The sequence below is a fragment of the Mycoplasmatota bacterium genome (assembly GCA_018394295.1).
In the GTDB taxonomy this organism is placed as follows: Bacteria; Bacillota_I; Bacilli_A; order Haloplasmatales; family Haloplasmataceae; genus JAENYC01.
On sequence record CP074573.1, the window covers coordinates 2,983,066 to 2,997,944 of the forward strand.

17 protein-coding genes are annotated in these 14,879 nt (G+C 28.9%); 9 read left to right on the forward strand and 8 right to left on the reverse strand.

The genetic code is table 11. The features are described from left to right. Nucleotides 1-17: 17 nt before the first annotated feature. Together gerQ and KHQ81_14150 are read right to left on the reverse strand one after the other, a co-directional pair. A complete protein-coding gene (gene gerQ / locus KHQ81_14145) occupies nt 18-476 on the reverse strand; it encodes a spore coat protein GerQ (protein QVK19656.1) in 459 nt (152 codons plus the stop codon). A gap of 55 nt (nt 477-531) precedes the next feature. After that, nucleotides 532-951 carry a cell wall hydrolase gene (locus KHQ81_14150; GenBank protein ID QVK17948.1) on the reverse strand — a complete coding sequence of 140 codons (420 nt, stop codon included), beginning with the start codon at nt 949-951 and terminating at the stop codon, nt 532-534. Between the two features lie 168 nt (nt 952-1,119). Here KHQ81_14150 and KHQ81_14155 point away from each other — a divergent pair, with 168 nt between their 5' ends. Continuing rightward, complete coding sequence (locus KHQ81_14155) at nt 1,120-2,424, forward strand: HD domain-containing protein (protein QVK17949.1); 1,305 nt, start codon at nt 1,120-1,122, stop codon at nt 2,422-2,424. A 62-nt stretch (nt 2,425-2,486) separates the two neighbouring features. Here the strand turns inward: KHQ81_14155 and KHQ81_14160 are convergent, their stop codons facing one another. The 5 genes from KHQ81_14160 to KHQ81_14180 form a co-directional block, all read right to left on the reverse strand. Beyond that, nucleotides 2,487-3,074 carry a helix-turn-helix transcriptional regulator gene (locus KHQ81_14160; GenBank protein QVK17950.1) on the reverse strand — a complete coding sequence of 196 codons (588 nt, stop codon included), beginning with the start codon at nt 3,072-3,074 and terminating at the stop codon, nt 2,487-2,489. 32 nt (nt 3,075-3,106) lie between these two features. After that, nucleotides 3,107-4,357, reverse strand: a complete 1,251-nt coding sequence (locus KHQ81_14165) for an MFS transporter (GenBank protein ID QVK17951.1) — start codon at nt 4,355-4,357, stop codon at nt 3,107-3,109. A 330-nt stretch (nt 4,358-4,687) separates the two neighbouring features. Then, the gene (locus KHQ81_14170; protein QVK17952.1) at nt 4,688-4,957 is read right to left on the reverse strand and encodes a hypothetical protein; all 270 of its coding nucleotides are present in this window, start codon (nt 4,955-4,957) and stop codon (nt 4,688-4,690) included. A 408-nt stretch (nt 4,958-5,365) separates the two neighbouring features. Further along, nucleotides 5,366-5,656, reverse strand: coding sequence for a hypothetical protein (locus KHQ81_14175; protein QVK17953.1), 291 nt, complete (start codon nt 5,654-5,656; stop codon nt 5,366-5,368). Between the two features lie 118 nt (nt 5,657-5,774). Next, nucleotides 5,775-6,914 carry a class I SAM-dependent RNA methyltransferase gene (locus tag KHQ81_14180; protein ID QVK17954.1) on the reverse strand — a complete coding sequence of 380 codons (1,140 nt, stop codon included), beginning with the start codon at nt 6,912-6,914 and terminating at the stop codon, nt 5,775-5,777. 233 nt (nt 6,915-7,147) lie between these two features. On the opposite strand from KHQ81_14180, the gene KHQ81_14185 reads away from it, so the two are divergent. Further along, nucleotides 7,148-7,918, forward strand: a complete 771-nt coding sequence (locus tag KHQ81_14185; GenBank protein QVK17955.1) for a TIGR02206 family membrane protein — start codon at nt 7,148-7,150, stop codon at nt 7,916-7,918. A gap of 75 nt (nt 7,919-7,993) precedes the next feature. On the opposite strand, the gene KHQ81_14190 is transcribed toward KHQ81_14185, so the two are convergent. Next, on the reverse strand, nt 7,994-8,332 hold the full coding sequence (locus tag KHQ81_14190; protein QVK17956.1) for a hypothetical protein: 339 nt from the start codon (nt 8,330-8,332) through the stop codon (nt 7,994-7,996). Between the two features lie 388 nt (nt 8,333-8,720). Between KHQ81_14190 and rnmV the strand changes: the two genes are divergently transcribed. From rnmV to KHQ81_14225, 7 genes are all read left to right on the forward strand, one after another. Next, nucleotides 8,721-9,290 carry a ribonuclease M5 gene (rnmV, locus tag KHQ81_14195; GenBank protein ID QVK17957.1) on the forward strand — a complete coding sequence of 190 codons (570 nt, stop codon included), beginning with the start codon at nt 8,721-8,723 and terminating at the stop codon, nt 9,288-9,290. Beyond that, the gene (rsmA, locus tag KHQ81_14200) at nt 9,283-10,158 is read left to right on the forward strand and encodes a 16S rRNA (adenine(1518)-N(6)/adenine(1519)-N(6))-dimethyltransferase RsmA (GenBank protein ID QVK17958.1); all 876 of its coding nucleotides are present in this window, start codon (nt 9,283-9,285) and stop codon (nt 10,156-10,158) included. The genes rnmV and rsmA overlap by 8 nt, the downstream gene beginning before the upstream one ends. Before the next feature lie 112 nt (nt 10,159-10,270). Continuing rightward, the gene (gene yabG / locus KHQ81_14205; protein ID QVK17959.1) at nt 10,271-11,053 is read left to right on the forward strand and encodes a sporulation peptidase YabG; all 783 of its coding nucleotides are present in this window, start codon (nt 10,271-10,273) and stop codon (nt 11,051-11,053) included. Nucleotides 11,054-11,137: 84 nt separating this feature from the next. Continuing rightward, nucleotides 11,138-11,986, forward strand: a complete 849-nt coding sequence (locus KHQ81_14210) for a 4-(cytidine 5'-diphospho)-2-C-methyl-D-erythritol kinase (protein ID QVK17960.1) — start codon at nt 11,138-11,140, stop codon at nt 11,984-11,986. Nucleotides 11,987-12,080: 94 nt separating this feature from the next. Further along, the gene (spoVG, locus tag KHQ81_14215) at nt 12,081-12,335 is read left to right on the forward strand and encodes a septation regulator SpoVG (protein QVK17961.1); all 255 of its coding nucleotides are present in this window, start codon (nt 12,081-12,083) and stop codon (nt 12,333-12,335) included. A gap of 116 nt (nt 12,336-12,451) precedes the next feature. Continuing rightward, on the forward strand, nt 12,452-13,816 hold the full coding sequence (glmU, locus tag KHQ81_14220) for a bifunctional UDP-N-acetylglucosamine diphosphorylase/glucosamine-1-phosphate N-acetyltransferase GlmU (GenBank protein ID QVK17962.1): 1,365 nt from the start codon (nt 12,452-12,454) through the stop codon (nt 13,814-13,816). A gap of 73 nt (nt 13,817-13,889) precedes the next feature. Further along, nucleotides 13,890-14,843: a ribose-phosphate diphosphokinase gene (locus KHQ81_14225; protein QVK17963.1), complete on the forward strand. Its 954-nt coding sequence runs from the start codon at nt 13,890-13,892 to the stop codon at nt 14,841-14,843. Nucleotides 14,844-14,879: the final 36 nt, after the last annotated feature.

Genomic DNA, 14,879 nt, shown 5'->3' on the forward strand with positions numbered 1-14,879 from the left:
GTAGGCATTTGCCTACTTTATTTAGTTTGATTTTGATCTATATTATCTTTTTTACGTAATTGTGTAGATGGTCCTGTACCTGGAATATTAGGTGCTGCATATGGATATTGGTAATTAATCTCTTCATCAAACGTAATATAATTTAAGAAGATTGTTAGCAATAGATAACGCATATTTGTTACTGGGTCTCTTAAGATTATGTGATCTTTTCCAGCAGCTTCAATTGCACCTTTAAATACTTTACTTCCCCATTGTGCATTATCAAAATTCATATAAACAGTTGCTACCTTATCTTTGTTTAGTCTTAAAATATTTTCAATATATGATTCTTCAAATCGTCCAAATCCAGGTTGGAGTGGTGGTAAGTTTCCAGTATAACCTATAGGTCCAACTTGTGGTGCTAAACCAGGTTGTTGATAGAATCCTGGTTGTGGAAAACTTGTTGGTTGAGTTGGTTGTGGTTGAATAGTATCCATAGATGGATAAGTTGGAGTTGTATAAGAACTCATAAAATCCCCCTTTTAAATAAATTTAATAACAATTTTCAGCTGCTAAAGGTTGGTAAAAACAATGACTTTTAAATCTGCCTGAATTCCATTGTCCAAACCATTGTTCTCTACAAGCTTCATCGAATGGGTTGTAGAACCATAGGGAAGTTGTAGCAGGAACAAACCTTTCGCCAGCAAGTACTCTTCTCGCTAAACGTTTATCGATTTCTCGGGCTGGCTGATAAAAATATGATTTTTGAGTTGCCTCAAATCCACCAGGTGATTGATAAACCATCTGTTGTATATTACGGATGTCTCTAAAATCAAGACAATCAGCTCGAACGCGATTTACTCCAACATTCCCAACTAACAACATACCTAGTCTACCATCACCTTCAGCTTCAGCACGGATAAGTCTAGCAAGGGTATCAACATCTTTTTCGGTATAAGGAACAACAGCCAAAATAATCACCTCAATATTAAAATATATGACAAATTTCCTTAAAAGTTGCCTAATTTAAAGAAAAACCACATAAATATCGTAAAAAATTATGAATTAATAATATTTATATATCTGTATGTAGTATTTTTTGGTAAAATAATAATATAACATATAGAAAGTTGGTTAAGGATGAAAGAAATAAAAGTATTTCGTGATCCAATATATGGCTATGTAAAAGTTGAAGCAGAACTGATTTGGAATTTAATACAGACAAAAGAATTTCAAAGATTACGAAGAATACATCAGTTAGGCGGTGTCTATGTCGTTTATCATACAGCTGAACATTCACGTTTTTCTCATTCTTTAGGAGTTTATGAGGTAGCAAGAAGAATTATTTATGAAGTTGATGCTATTAGAAAAACCCTAACAAAAGAAGAGAGATTAATCACCCTATGTGCAGCTTTACTACATGATATTGGACATGGTCCTTATTCTCATGCTTTTGAAATGGTATTTGATACCATACATGAAGAATATTCTATAGATATTATATTAGATAAAAATACAGAAGTTCATCAGTTGTTAGAAAAACATAAAAAAGGCTTTTCAAGAAAAGTTTCTAATATCATTAATAAAAAATGTTATAATGAAAAATGCGATGAAAATACTTGTCACCACCAAATAATGAATCATATCATTAGTAGCCAATTAGATGCAGATAGGTTAGATTATTTACAAAGAGATGCGTATAATTCTGGTGCTACTTATGGTGAAATTGACTTAGAAAGAATCATTAGGAGTTTTTTAGTTGTTGATCAAAAAATTGCTTTTAAGTATACCTCAATGCATGCGATTGAAGATTACTTAATGAGTCGTTATCACATGTATTGGCAAGTTTATTTTCATCCAGTTGGTGTAAGTTATGAAATTCTTCTTGTTAGTATCTTTAAAAGAGTAAAATATTTAATTCAACATAATTTTCCTTTTAAGAGTAATATTGATGTGATTAAGAGATTTATAAAAAAAGAAGTTGATATTAAAACTTATTTGGAATTAGATGAGCCATGGATGATTTGTATAATTAAGGATTGGCGAAATGAAGAAGATCAAATACTAGCTGATTTGAGTAACCGTTTCTTAGATCGGTGTTTATTTAAATATATTGGTTGTCAAACAAAGGAAATATTAGATAATAAATATAATAAAATGGTAAAAATATTTAATAAATATCACATTAATACGAGCTATTATTTACACCGTGATACCATTGTAAAAGAGGCTTATCAGTACTATAACAATGATAGCTTAAATAAAGAACCTATCCTTTTATTAGTAAATGATGAACTTGTTGAAATAGCTGAATTATCTCATGTTGTAAAAGGTATTCAAAAAGTAGGGGCAAAAACTGATTATAAACTTTACTATCCAAAAGAAATTATTGATAATCTTTCATTAGAGGATCAAAAAGAAATCCATAATATAATACAAAGTTAATAACAATAAAAATCCTCGCCTTCAAAATTAAAGGTGAGGATATATTTTTATACAAAATTAAATTATTCATTTTCACTTAATAAATATAACACTGAAAAGAGATGATATTTTTTAGTATTTTCTTTAGCTTTTTTATTCTTGCCTAACCGTTCTAAAATGGTCTTTAATTCCTGAATATCTTCTTCAGTTAAGTATACTAAATTTTGATTAACGATTTCAATATCAGATGAATCAGAATCATTATTCTCAGTTAAAGATAATGGATCGATGTTTGCGATTTCATTTAATATAATTTGTTTACTATTTTCATACTGGTTTTCCACAAGCCTTTGTGCTTCATTTAAAATGATTTGATTAAGTTCTTTATTGTTTTCTGAATAATGAATAGCATATGAATTAGCAGTTAATTCATAATATTTTGCTATAATACCGTTAATTTCTTTAGTATAAGCTAATTTCAATATCTCTACCTTTTCAAGCTTTTTTACGTGATAATGAATTTTGGCAGGAACTTCATGTAATTTATCCGCAATTTCTTTTACTGTAGCCGGCCGATTAAAATTTCTGTAAGTGGTTAAAATACTTAAGCGATAAGGATCTGAAAAAGCTTTAATTTCTTCTAGTGTTTTTAATACTTTCTTCTCTAACATAATTAACACCTCAATCCTATTATACTACATATTTACTCCTTGCGAAATGTTTTATTCATCATTGGTAAAAATGAAATGAATAGAATACCTAATCCCATACTGAAATAGATAAATTTTAATGGGATAAATGATGCTAAGCTACCAGATAGTGCACCACTAACTGGGGTTATACTGAGTGATATCATTGAAAGGAGTGCAAATACTCTTCCCATCATTTCTTTTGGTGTGTGTTTTAATAAATAAGTTCTTAATGGTGTTGTAATAAAAACTATACTTAGTCCAATCAAGAAAAATATAGAAGAAGCATATAGTAATGGATTAATGATACTAAAGTTTATAAACCCAGGTACACTTAGTCCTGATATAAAAATTCCAGTAAAGGCACATCCTAAAACTATCATAATACTTTTTTTCTTTTTATTCATAAATGAGATTATAAGCCCTCCTAAAATTGTACCAAGGGAAAGTCCAACTGAAAGCATACTTAATCCAATAGCGGTACTTTTTATAATTTTTTCTACATAAACAGGCATTAATACACCGACTGGCGCAGTAAAGAAGTTAGTGGCCATTATTAGTAAAATAGCGATGAGTATAACTTTTTGATGAATGATAAATTTGAATCCATCTTTTAAGCTAGAAAAATAAGAGTTTAAGTTTAATTTTGTATTATTCTTTTGCTCTTCGAAAAATAATCTTGATAGAATTAAACTTGATATAAAGAAGGTAATTCCATCAATTATCATCGCTCCAAATACTCCTAAGTAAGCAATAATAAAACCAGCTATACCAAAACCAATTAATTCAATGGTTGATGCGATTGATTGTGATATTGAAGTTGCTTTTAAGTAATCTTCTTCGTTAATCACAAGGGAAAAAATACTAGATTTACTTGGACTAACAATTGTTTCAATACTTGAGGTTAATAGTGTTAATAATAATATTTGCCATACTTCAAGGACATTTAATAAATATAAGGTTGCTGTTGTACTAACAATTAATCCTCTTGCAATATCTCCAATAATACATATTTTCTTTTTTGAGAAATAATCAACTAAAACACCCATGAAAGGACTTAAAATGATTCCAGGCAATCCATTAATCAAAAATATTGTTCCTAGTAAGAGTTCTGAATGGGTTAGTTGATAAACCATCCATCCATAAGCCACCATATCAATTGAATCCCCTAAGCGCGAAATGGTGTTTGCGAGTAATAATTTAACAAAAGAAATATTTTTATAAAGCGATTGATAGTTTGTTTTAATCTTTGATATAATTTCCATGATACTCTCCCTTAAAAATTTATTAACGTTAAAATTATTTTATCGTTAACAATATTTTATCGAGAAAATTATTTTTTGTCAAACATTTTTTATAAAAAATTAAATTTTATTTTAGTTATAGTAATATTTAATAAAAAATAGTATCAATAATTAAAAAAAGTCATCAGTTCGATTGAACTAATAACTTTTTTTTGATATGCATTTATGACCTACTAATTTTTCATTATATTTATTATAAGTCTAATTGTTTTTTTAAAAAATAAGATTAAATATTCGTCGAATTTATATGTTCATTCAACTCAATTTAATCCTCGTGTTATACTTATATTATTATGCAAAAAAATAATCCAAAATAAATATTATACCAACTAAAATTCCTAAAACACCTAATATTTTAATAAAAGAAATATATTCATCACTTGGAGTACTATCTTTATACATCCACGAACCAGATATCGTTGTTAATACTCCAAAAAATTTAGGAAATTTAAATGCTAATAGTCCGATCAGAATGATAACTATTCCAATTATTAAGTAATTATCATTATTATGCTGTTCTTGTGTATACTGTGATAAAAAAAGCCATGTATATTCTTTCATAATACCTTCTCCTTTAATAACTACTAGGTATAGGATATCATTTATTCCAATATATGTAAATTAATACTTGATATAACCTAAGTTTTGGAGTTCAATAATTTTTATTGTATAAATATAAAAATCCCTAAATTCAGTAAAATGTACGTTATTTGATATAGAGGACTATTTTACTATATGAAAAAAGTTAAATTAAGTAAATAAGTGTAAAAAAACCAAATAGATAAAGTTAAGATAAAATATAGAATATATCAAAAAAAATAAATATTATAATAATATTTTTCTTTTATATTTTTATATTGAGAAATAATAAATGTCAGAAAGAAATAAAAAAAGAGCGAACTGAGTTTCATCTCTAATTCGCAGTATAAATCTATAAAAAAATTTAATAAGTTCCCTAAGGAGGATAACTTATAGGTTTATAAAATAAATTATAACAAAAATTATACCCACTATAACACCTACAACTCCACAAATTCTAACAAATAAAATATATTCATCACTTGGAGTAGCATCTTCATACATCCACCCGCTAGAAAGCATTCGCAATAATGCAAAAAAATGTGGTGCTATAATTGCGAATAGTCCTATCAAAATAAATATTATTCCAAATATCATAAAGTCATCATATCCATCAGTATAAGTTTGCTTTTGTGGATTTTGTGGATAATAAGATAAAAAAAACCATATATATTCTTTCATAATGTCTCCCCCTCTTAATAATAACTATGTTTAGAATATCACTTTTTCCAATTTATGTAAATATTTTAGAGGTTAAAATAAAAACACACGGATTATTACCGTGGTTTTAAAGCAATATCTATTTATTTTTAGGAGGTCTTGGTCCATAATACTGATAATAACGTACCTTGATGGTACCATTAAATAATTTACGTTCACGATTTGCTTTTTTATTAAATAGAGTTTCAAATCCGCTTAATGATGTAATAATGTATTTTGACCAAGTTTCTAGTGGGTTAAACAACTCACCCATATCACGAGTAATATTATTTACTTCCCCTTTATCCTGTAATCTTTCACCATATGGCGGGTTCGAGATAAGAACTGTATAGTTATCAGAATATTTAATATTTCTAAAATCATTAACGGAAAATGAAATACAGTCATCAATGCCTGCTTCTATCGCATTGTTTCTTGCGCTTTCAACTGCTTTAGGGTCTATATCTGAGGCCATAATATTAATCTTTGTCTCATAGTCGATAGCATCTTTAGCTTTTTGAATTTCATCTTCCCAAATGGTACCTTCCATGATAGGCCAGTACATTGATGCGAAGTCACGTTTTAAACCAGGGGCAATATTTCTTCCAATGAGAGCTGCTTCAATCGGTATAGTTCCAGACCCACAGAAAACATCATATAAAATGCGATTTTTATTCCAATAACTCAAGGAAATCATAGCTGCAGCTAGTGTTTCTTTAATTGGAGCAGCAACATTATGTTTTCTGTAACCACGTTTGTGTAGTCCTGCACCACTTGTATCTATTGTTAATGTAGCGATATCTTTTAATAAAGCAACTTGAATTGTAAAATCTGCTCCTGTTTCTTCAAACCAGTCAATATGATAAGTGGTTTTTAAACTTTCAACAACTGCCTTTTTGACAATTGCTTGACAATCGGAAATGCTAAATAATGTTGATTTAATTGATTTACCATTGACGGTAAATTTTCCATCAATCGGGATGAACTTTGACCATGGAAGTGCTTTTGTTTGATCAAATAGTTCTGTAAAAGTTAAAGCCTTAAATTCCCCTACTTTTAAAAGAACACGATCAGCGCTTCTTAACCATAGGTTAGCTCTGGCTATACCTGCTAAGTCACTTTCGAAGGTAATCTTTCCATCTTCAACAGATAAAACATGAAAACCTAAATCTTTCACTTCTTTTTTAACGACTGTTTCAAGTCCAAAAGTCGTTGTCGCTATCAGTTCTACTTTTTTCATTTTACGTATGAACTCCTTATTTATCTTAATCAATATTTATTCTACCAGTAGTTTGTTTTAAAAGCAATCATACTATTTATATTGTAATCTTAAAAGCAGATTTAATCCATTTATATCATTGTTGCTATTTTATAATTAGATGAGGATAATGATATTATATTAAATTTTATTTGAACAAGAAAAGAATATATAGTAAAATATAACATAATAAAAGAATAAGGGAGAAATGGTATATGAATTTAAGTGAGTTTTTTAAACAGGGTGTAGATGGTGAGTTTCAATATTTTACTTTAGCACACTTTATTCCTTTAATCATAATGGCTGGAATAATATTTTTAATTTATAAAAAGCAAGATTATTTGCGTACATGTAAACATGAAAAGAATCTAAGATTAATATTAGCGTTTATCATAATAGTGATTGATATGTCCTATTTTTGGCAAAAGATGTATGTTGGCACAGATATAAAGGATCATCTACCACTTACTGTATGTGGATGGGCAGCAATATTTGGTGCATTATTAATATTAAGTGAAAGTCAATTTTTATTTGATATTGTTTATTTTTGGGGATTTGCTGGGTCTTTTAATGCGCTAATTACACCAGCAGTTATTACAAATAGTGGCCCAATGCATTTTAGATATTATCAATTTTGGATTGAACATAGTTCAATATTTATTGTCTTGTTCTATATGATATTTGTTTTTCGAATGCGGCCAACACTAAAATCTTTTGTAAGATCATTTATTATGTTGTGTCTTTTAGCAGCATTAAGTATTTATGTCAATTTTCAAATAGAAGGGGCAAATTATTTATTTTTAGCGTCTACTGAAGCTGGAGATTCAATATTAAACTTTTTACCAACTAATTTATTTATGAGAGTGTTAATCATGGGAACGATATCGATTATTTTATACATAATTGTTTATATACCATATTTTATTAAGGATTTAAAAGCCAAAAAAGTAAATATAGATTTAAATGAACAATTGGCAATTGAATAAGGAAAAAATAATTGAAAGATAATATAACTAGGTTTAATAGAAGGCTCTAACAACTAATGTTAGAACCTTCTATTTTTAATATTCAGAAGCTAAAAGCATGGTTGAATATTCTTTTCCATTTTCATCATAATCACTAATAATATACACTTTCTCATTAATTGATTGAAGAATTTTCGAAGTGTATGCTTCATTGTTTAAATACTCTGGTACTTCTTGTTCATGTTTAATAACTAAAATATACTCTCCAGCTACTTTTTTAGTTATTAGTTTAAATATTTGTAAGTAATCAGGTTCAATTATATTGGATGTAACAAAGTCATCTAGGACGGACCATATTTGATTTATCACATTACAATCGATTGTTGATACAATACCTCTTGTGACATATCGTAGTCCTTTAAACTTATATTTCAACTTCTTTCACCTCAATTCCTTATTATAAATAAATACATGTCTGATTATATTTACGCTCATATAATTTAATTTTTATTCATTTATAAATTTATAAACAAGATTGTTGGTTGTCTACTTGGGATATTACGATTATATAATTCAGGAGTTATATCTATATAGGTAAGTAATTTTGGATAAAATACAAGTGGAAAATATTAAACAGAATCAAGTAAATAATTTGAGACACCAATTCAAATATTAACATAGTTTAACAGTTATAAAGTAAGATGATATTCGCTCGTTATAATGATAAGTTGTGATATTCATTGATTTTATAAATAAATTGTAAAAGCTGATAAGAAATATCAATCTTTATTTGGATTTATGGTAAAATAGGGATGGTGATAAAATGAAAATAAAAGAAATGATTGTGGTTGAAGGTAAAGAAGATACAAGAAGATTAAAGGAAGTCTTTCATCATATAGATACAATTGAAACGAGAGGTAGTGCTTTGAGTGAAAGAACGCTTGAATTGATTAAAGAGGCTCAGGAAAAACGTGGAGTGATAATTTTTACGGATCCTGATTATCAAGGTGAGAGATTAAGAAGTCTTATTAATCAAGCAGTACCTGGGTGTAAAAATGCTTATATTAAAAAAGATAAAGCGATTGATTACAAGAAACACAAAGTAGGTGTTGAACATTGTTTGACTGAGGATATAATAGAATCATTATCTTGTATAACTGAAATAAATGAAGTTGAATGCGATGTAACGTATGCTGATTTATATGAGTTGAAAATAATTGGTAGTAAAAATAGCCAGGCAATTAGGGATTATTTAAGTGATACGCTTCATTTAGGGTATAATAATGCGAAGCAGTTTTATAAGAAAATAAATATGTTTAATATTTCAAAAGAAACAATTATTAAGTTAATTGATGAATATAATGAAAAGAATGTGGTGAAACAGGATGAGTAAAGATATTGCGACAGTATCTAGAACACGTGAGATAATTAAAAAATATGATTTTCATTTTAAGAAAGCTTATGGGCAAAATTTTTTAGTGGACGTAAATATTCTTCAAAAGATTGTGGATAATGCTGATATTACTTCCCAAACTATGGTGATTGAAATTGGACCAGGAATTGGTTCATTAACTGAACAATTAGCAAAGAAAGCAAAGAAAGTCATAGCATATGAAATAGACCGTTCCTTAATGCCAATTCTTGAAGATACCTTAAGTGATTATGACAATATTAAAATTCTGAATGAAGACATTTTAAAAGCTAATGTCTTAAAAATGATTGAGCATGAATTTATTGATTGTTCTGATATTGCAGTTGTTGCTAATCTTCCTTATTACATTACAACCCCTATTCTTATGAATCTAATACAACAAAGATTACCGATTAATCGTTATTGTGTGATGATGCAAAAAGAGGTAGCAAAGAGATTATGTGGTGGACCAAGCACGAAAGAATATAATGCCCTAACGATTGCAGTACAATATTATACAGTACCAAAGATTGTGATGAATGTACCACGGACTGTTTTTATCCCTGAACCAAATGTTGATAGTGCTGTCTTAAAACTTGATGTTAGAGAAAAACCTGTTGTAGAAGTTAAAGACGAATCGATCTTTTTTAAAGTCGTTCGAGGAAGCTTTATTCAAAGAAGAAAAACAATCTATAATAATTTAAAACAATCCCTTAAAGAAATAAAACCAGAAAAAATAATGGAAGCATTAGAAAGAGTTAATATTAGTCCATCAATAAGAGGTGAGGCATTAACAATTGAACAATTCGCTTTATTAAGTGATGAATTATTAAAAATAATTTCATTATAAAAAGTTATCTTGATAAAATGAATAGGCTAAATAAATTAGCCTATTTTTTTGGTTGAGTTTAAATGTTGTACATATTTTATATTTCAATCATAGTATAATAACAGGTGATATTATGATAAGTATTGGTGATATTGTAGGAAGAAAATCTTATAATTTAGATGTGATTTTTGAAGTTGTTTCACTTGATGATAATGGGGTGGCTATTTTAGTTGGGAAAACAATACGATTAATAGCTGATGCCCCAATTGATGATTTAGAAATCATGGATGATGAAAGAGTCGTACGTGAAGAAGAAAAAGAGGAAGAAATAATTGAAATCATATCAAATCAAAACTTAAAAAAAAACAGAAGAAAATACTTGATGGGGAAGATACTACACATTGATGGTGATGCGAAATACATGAATAAGTGTTTAGATTTGTATAAAAAGATGGGAATTCATGCCGTTGGAATCGAAATGAAAGAACAAGATATTCCTAATCTTGTATTAAAATATGTTAAATATCTAACACCAGATATTGTGATCATTACCGGACATGATTCATTTAATAAAAATGAAAAAGATGATGTAGAAAATTATCGTAACAGTAAATATTTTGTGCAAGCAATTCAAAATATACGACAAACGTATCCTGTTTTAAATCAACCAATTATCATTGCAGGGGCTTGTCAATCGCATTTTGAAGCTTTAATCGCTGCAGGTGCTAATTTTGCGAGTTCTCCAAATCGGGTAAATATTCAATCCCTAGACCCAGCCATTATCGCTGTTAAATGTTGTTCAACAGGTACAACTGAAATGATTAAAGTCTATGAAGCCATCGAAAGAACAAGCAATAAAATTGCTGGAATTGGTGGGATTGTTTCGTTTGGTACCATGAAAACTTTATATTATTAAAAAAAAAGATTGATAATAACCAATTTTTAACTATAATAATAAATGTATAATTTAATACATTTATTTTTTTTGATGGAGGTTCATATGATTATTGAAAAAGCTCCTGCTAAAATAAATTTAGCACTTGACGTATTAGAAAAACGAAAAGATAATTATCACAATTTAAAAATGGTTATGACAACTATTGATTTATATGACAGATTAACTTTTGATAATATACAAGAGGATAAAATCATTTTAAATTCAAATAAGCTTTATCTACCGGTTGATGAAAAAAACTTAGTTTATAAAGTTGCAAAATTGATTAAAGATTCTTACAATATAAATTCAGGAATAAAAATCTTTATCAATAAAAATATACCTATTGCGGCTGGACTAGCTGGAGGTAGTAGTGATGCTGCAGCAACAATAAGAGCGATGAATAAAATGTTTAAATTAGGATTGAGTTTATCTGAGATGATTGATATTGGAATGCAAGTAGGATCAGATGTACCTTTTTGTATTTATAATAAAACAGCAATTGCAGAAGGAAGAGGAGAAATTATAACCCCATTAAATAAAGTTCCTAAATGTTGGGTGGTCCTTGTTAAACCACTATTTGGTGTATCTACTAAGGAAGTCTTTGAAAATATAAATATTAATAAGATATCACATCCTAATGTAGAAAAAATTATTGGTGCGATTAAAAATCAAGATTACCATTCATTGTGTCAATCAATTGGAAATTTTTTAGAAGAAGTCACTTTTAAATTATATCCTGAGGTCGAAGAGATTAAAGGTAAGTTACAAATATTAGGTGCAGATGCTGTTTTAATGAGTGGCAGTGGCCCTACTGTGTTTGGATTAGTGTTAAAAGAACGGAAAGCAAAAATTATAATGAATAGTATTGATCGAAATAAATATGAAACGCATGCAGTGCGAATTTTGGGATAATTTGTCAAAAACTGTTGTAAACCCTTACATTTGTGATATAATTAAATTATATTAGACTTAAAACGAAATAATACATATAGTGAGGGGAATTGCAATGAAAGTTACAAATGTCAGAATAAAAAAAATAGAAGATAAAAATCGTCTAAAAGCAGTGGCTACGATTACGTTTGATGAGTGTTTTGTTATCCATGAACTTCGATTAATTGAAGGTGAAAATGGAATGTTTGTGGCTATGCCAAGCAAACGAAACAATAAAGGTGAATTTAGAGATGTATGTCATCCTATAACGAAAGAATTTAGACAAGAAATTGAAGAAGTGGTCTTACATACTTATAATGAAGCAGAGTAAAACTATAACAATCTCTATTAAATAGAGATTGTTTTCTTTTTTTTATGAAGATTTATTTTCATTTAATAATATATTGTTTATAATAGGAGTAGTGATAAAAGAAAGGAAGTGTAGGAATGGAAGATTTTGCGATTATTTTAGCCGCAGGGAAAGGGAAGCGGATGAAATCGAACCTATCTAAGGTTTTACATCCTGTTTTAGGGAAACCAATGATTAGTCATGTGGTTGATAATTTAAATGAAATATGTATAGATAGAAAAATTTTAGTTGTTTCGGAAGATGCAAATGATATAAAGGATTTATTACAAGACAAAGTTGAATATGTAGTCCAAAAAGAACGATTAGGGACAGCTCATGCTGTGAGAATGGTAGAATCATTAATTGAAAATGAGGAAGGAACGACAATTGTTATCTGTGGTGACACACCATTAATCACAAGCAAAACAATTAATGCTTTGATTGAATATCATAAACAAAAAAATGCTGATGCAACTGTTTTAACAACCATTGTTAATAATCCTAATGGTTATGGAAGAATTATTCGAGATGAAAGAAATCAATTAGTAAAAATTGTTGAAGATAAAGATACTAATAATGTCGAAAAATTAATCAAGGAAGTTAATACAGGGACGTATTGTTTTAATAATAAAAAACTCTTTAATGCCCTAAAAAAAGTGAAAAACAATAACAAACAAGGAGAGTATTATTTAACCGATGTTATTGGAATTATAAAAGAAGAAACAGGGAAGGCTTATCCTTTTATAACAAAAGATGTTGATGAAACATTGGGAATTAATAACCGTGTTTCATTAGAAAAAGCAAATCAAATATTAAAAAGAAGAATTAATGAGAAATTAATGGAAAATGGTGTAGCTATAATTGATAAAGAAAATACTTATATATCAATTGATACGGTTATTGGAAATGATACGATTATTTACCCAGGAACCGTATGTATGGGGAAAAATGAGATAGGAAGTCATTGTACCATCGGTCCTAATACAGAGTTATCTAATTCCAAAATCGGTAACCACTCTAAAATTAAACATTCTGTTATAACAGATAGTGTTGTTGGAGATAATACAACGGTAGGACCATTTGCTCACTTTAGAAATCACGCGATAATCGGTGAAAATGTGAGAATTGGAAATTTCGTTGAAATTAAAAATGCTAACTTTGGTGATAACAGTAATGCAGCTCATTTAGCTTATATTGGAGATGCAAAAATTGGTAAAAATGTCAATATGGGTTGTGGTACAATTACAGTTAATTATGATGGAAAAGTAAAACACCAAACTCTTATAGAAGATAACGTTTTTGTTGGGTGTAATTCAAATTTAATTGCTCCTGTAACAATTGGGGATAACTCTTACATTGCTGCAGGGTCAACAGTAAACAAAGATGTCCCAAGTGATGCATTAGCAATTGGTAGAAGTAAACTTATTATTAAAGAAGGGTATGCGAAAAAATTTAAAAAATAGCGCTAACAATATTTGCATTATACTAAGGATATAGGTAAAATATAATTTGGATAAAATAATTGGAGGTTTTTCTATGTTCTATGAGCAAAAAAAAGTCAAACTATTCTCTCTCTCATCCAATCAAAAATTAGCTCAAGAAATTTCAGATGCATCAGGGATTCCATTATCACGATGTGAAGTCAAACGTTTTGCTGATGGAGAAGTGAGCATTGATATTCATGAAACAGTTCGTGGGCACGATGTATTTGTTGTTCAAACAACAAGTTGTCCTGTTAATGAAAATTTAATGGAAGTATTGATTATGATAGATGCTTTAAAAAGAGCATCTGCTAAAACAATGAATATTATTATGCCGTATTATGGTTATTCACGTCAAGATAGGAAAGCAAGAGCTCGTCAACCTATTTCAGCTAAATTAGTTGCGAATTTACTTCAAGCAGCAGGCGCTAGTCGTGTATTAGCAATGGATTTGCATGCTGCCCAAATTCAAGGATTTTTTGATATTCCAATTGATAATTTTGTAGCAATGCCGATTATTGCTCGTTATTTCAGAGAAAAAGATTTTTCTCAAGAATTAGTTGTTGTTTCACCAGATCATGGTGGTACTACAAGAGCAAGACAACTTGCTGACTATTTAAATTGTCCAATTGCGATTATAGATAAAAGACGTCCACGTCCAAATGTAAGTGAAGTTATGAATGTCATTGGTAAAGTGGAAGGTAAGATTGCAATTATTATAGATGATATGATAGACACAGGTGGTAGCATTGTAAATGCAGCTAATGCTTTAAAAGAACGAGGTGCTACAAAAATTTATGCAGCTTGTACCCATCCAATATTTACCTATCCTGCCAATGAAAGAATCGAAGAATCGATTATTGAGGAATGTGTAGTAACTAATACTATAAGCCTTCCAGAAGAAAAAATAACTCCAAAAATAGTTCAACTTTCAGTTGGTCAATTATTGGGGCAAGGGATTATAAATATAATAAAAGATGAATCGATAAGTGATCTATTTACACTTTAGAATGAAAAAAAACAGATGACTTCATAGGAAGTCGTC

Bases quoted from the DNA above. Each gene is read 5' to 3' on its own strand.
- gerQ (QVK19656.1), bottom strand. From the start codon at position 476: ATGGATACTATTCAACCACAACCAACTCAACCAACAAGTTTTCCACAA.
- KHQ81_14155 (QVK17949.1), top strand. From the start codon at position 1,120: ATGAAAGAAATAAAAGTATTTCGTGATCCAATATATGGCTATGTAAAA.
- KHQ81_14160 (QVK17950.1), bottom strand. From the start codon at position 3,074: ATGTTAGAGAAGAAAGTATTAAAAACACTAGAAGAAATTAAAGCTTTT.
- KHQ81_14165 (QVK17951.1), bottom strand. From the start codon at position 4,357: ATGGAAATTATATCAAAGATTAAAACAAACTATCAATCGCTTTATAAA.
- KHQ81_14170 (QVK17952.1), bottom strand. From the start codon at position 4,957: ATGAAAGAATATACATGGCTTTTTTTATCACAGTATACACAAGAACAG.
- KHQ81_14175 (QVK17953.1), bottom strand. From the start codon at position 5,656: ATGAAAGAATATATATGGTTTTTTTTATCTTATTATCCACAAAATCCA.
- KHQ81_14180 (QVK17954.1), bottom strand. From the start codon at position 6,914: ATGAAAAAAGTAGAACTGATAGCGACAACGACTTTTGGACTTGAAACA.
- KHQ81_14185 (QVK17955.1), top strand. From the start codon at position 7,148: ATGAATTTAAGTGAGTTTTTTAAACAGGGTGTAGATGGTGAGTTTCAA.
- rnmV (QVK17957.1), top strand. From the start codon at position 8,721: ATGAAAATAAAAGAAATGATTGTGGTTGAAGGTAAAGAAGATACAAGA.
- rsmA (QVK17958.1), top strand. From the start codon at position 9,283: ATGAGTAAAGATATTGCGACAGTATCTAGAACACGTGAGATAATTAAA.
- yabG (QVK17959.1), top strand. From the start codon at position 10,271: ATGATAAGTATTGGTGATATTGTAGGAAGAAAATCTTATAATTTAGAT.
- KHQ81_14210 (QVK17960.1), top strand. From the start codon at position 11,138: ATGATTATTGAAAAAGCTCCTGCTAAAATAAATTTAGCACTTGACGTA.
- spoVG (QVK17961.1), top strand. From the start codon at position 12,081: ATGAAAGTTACAAATGTCAGAATAAAAAAAATAGAAGATAAAAATCGT.
- glmU (QVK17962.1), top strand. From the start codon at position 12,452: ATGGAAGATTTTGCGATTATTTTAGCCGCAGGGAAAGGGAAGCGGATG.
- KHQ81_14225 (QVK17963.1), top strand. From the start codon at position 13,890: ATGTTCTATGAGCAAAAAAAAGTCAAACTATTCTCTCTCTCATCCAAT.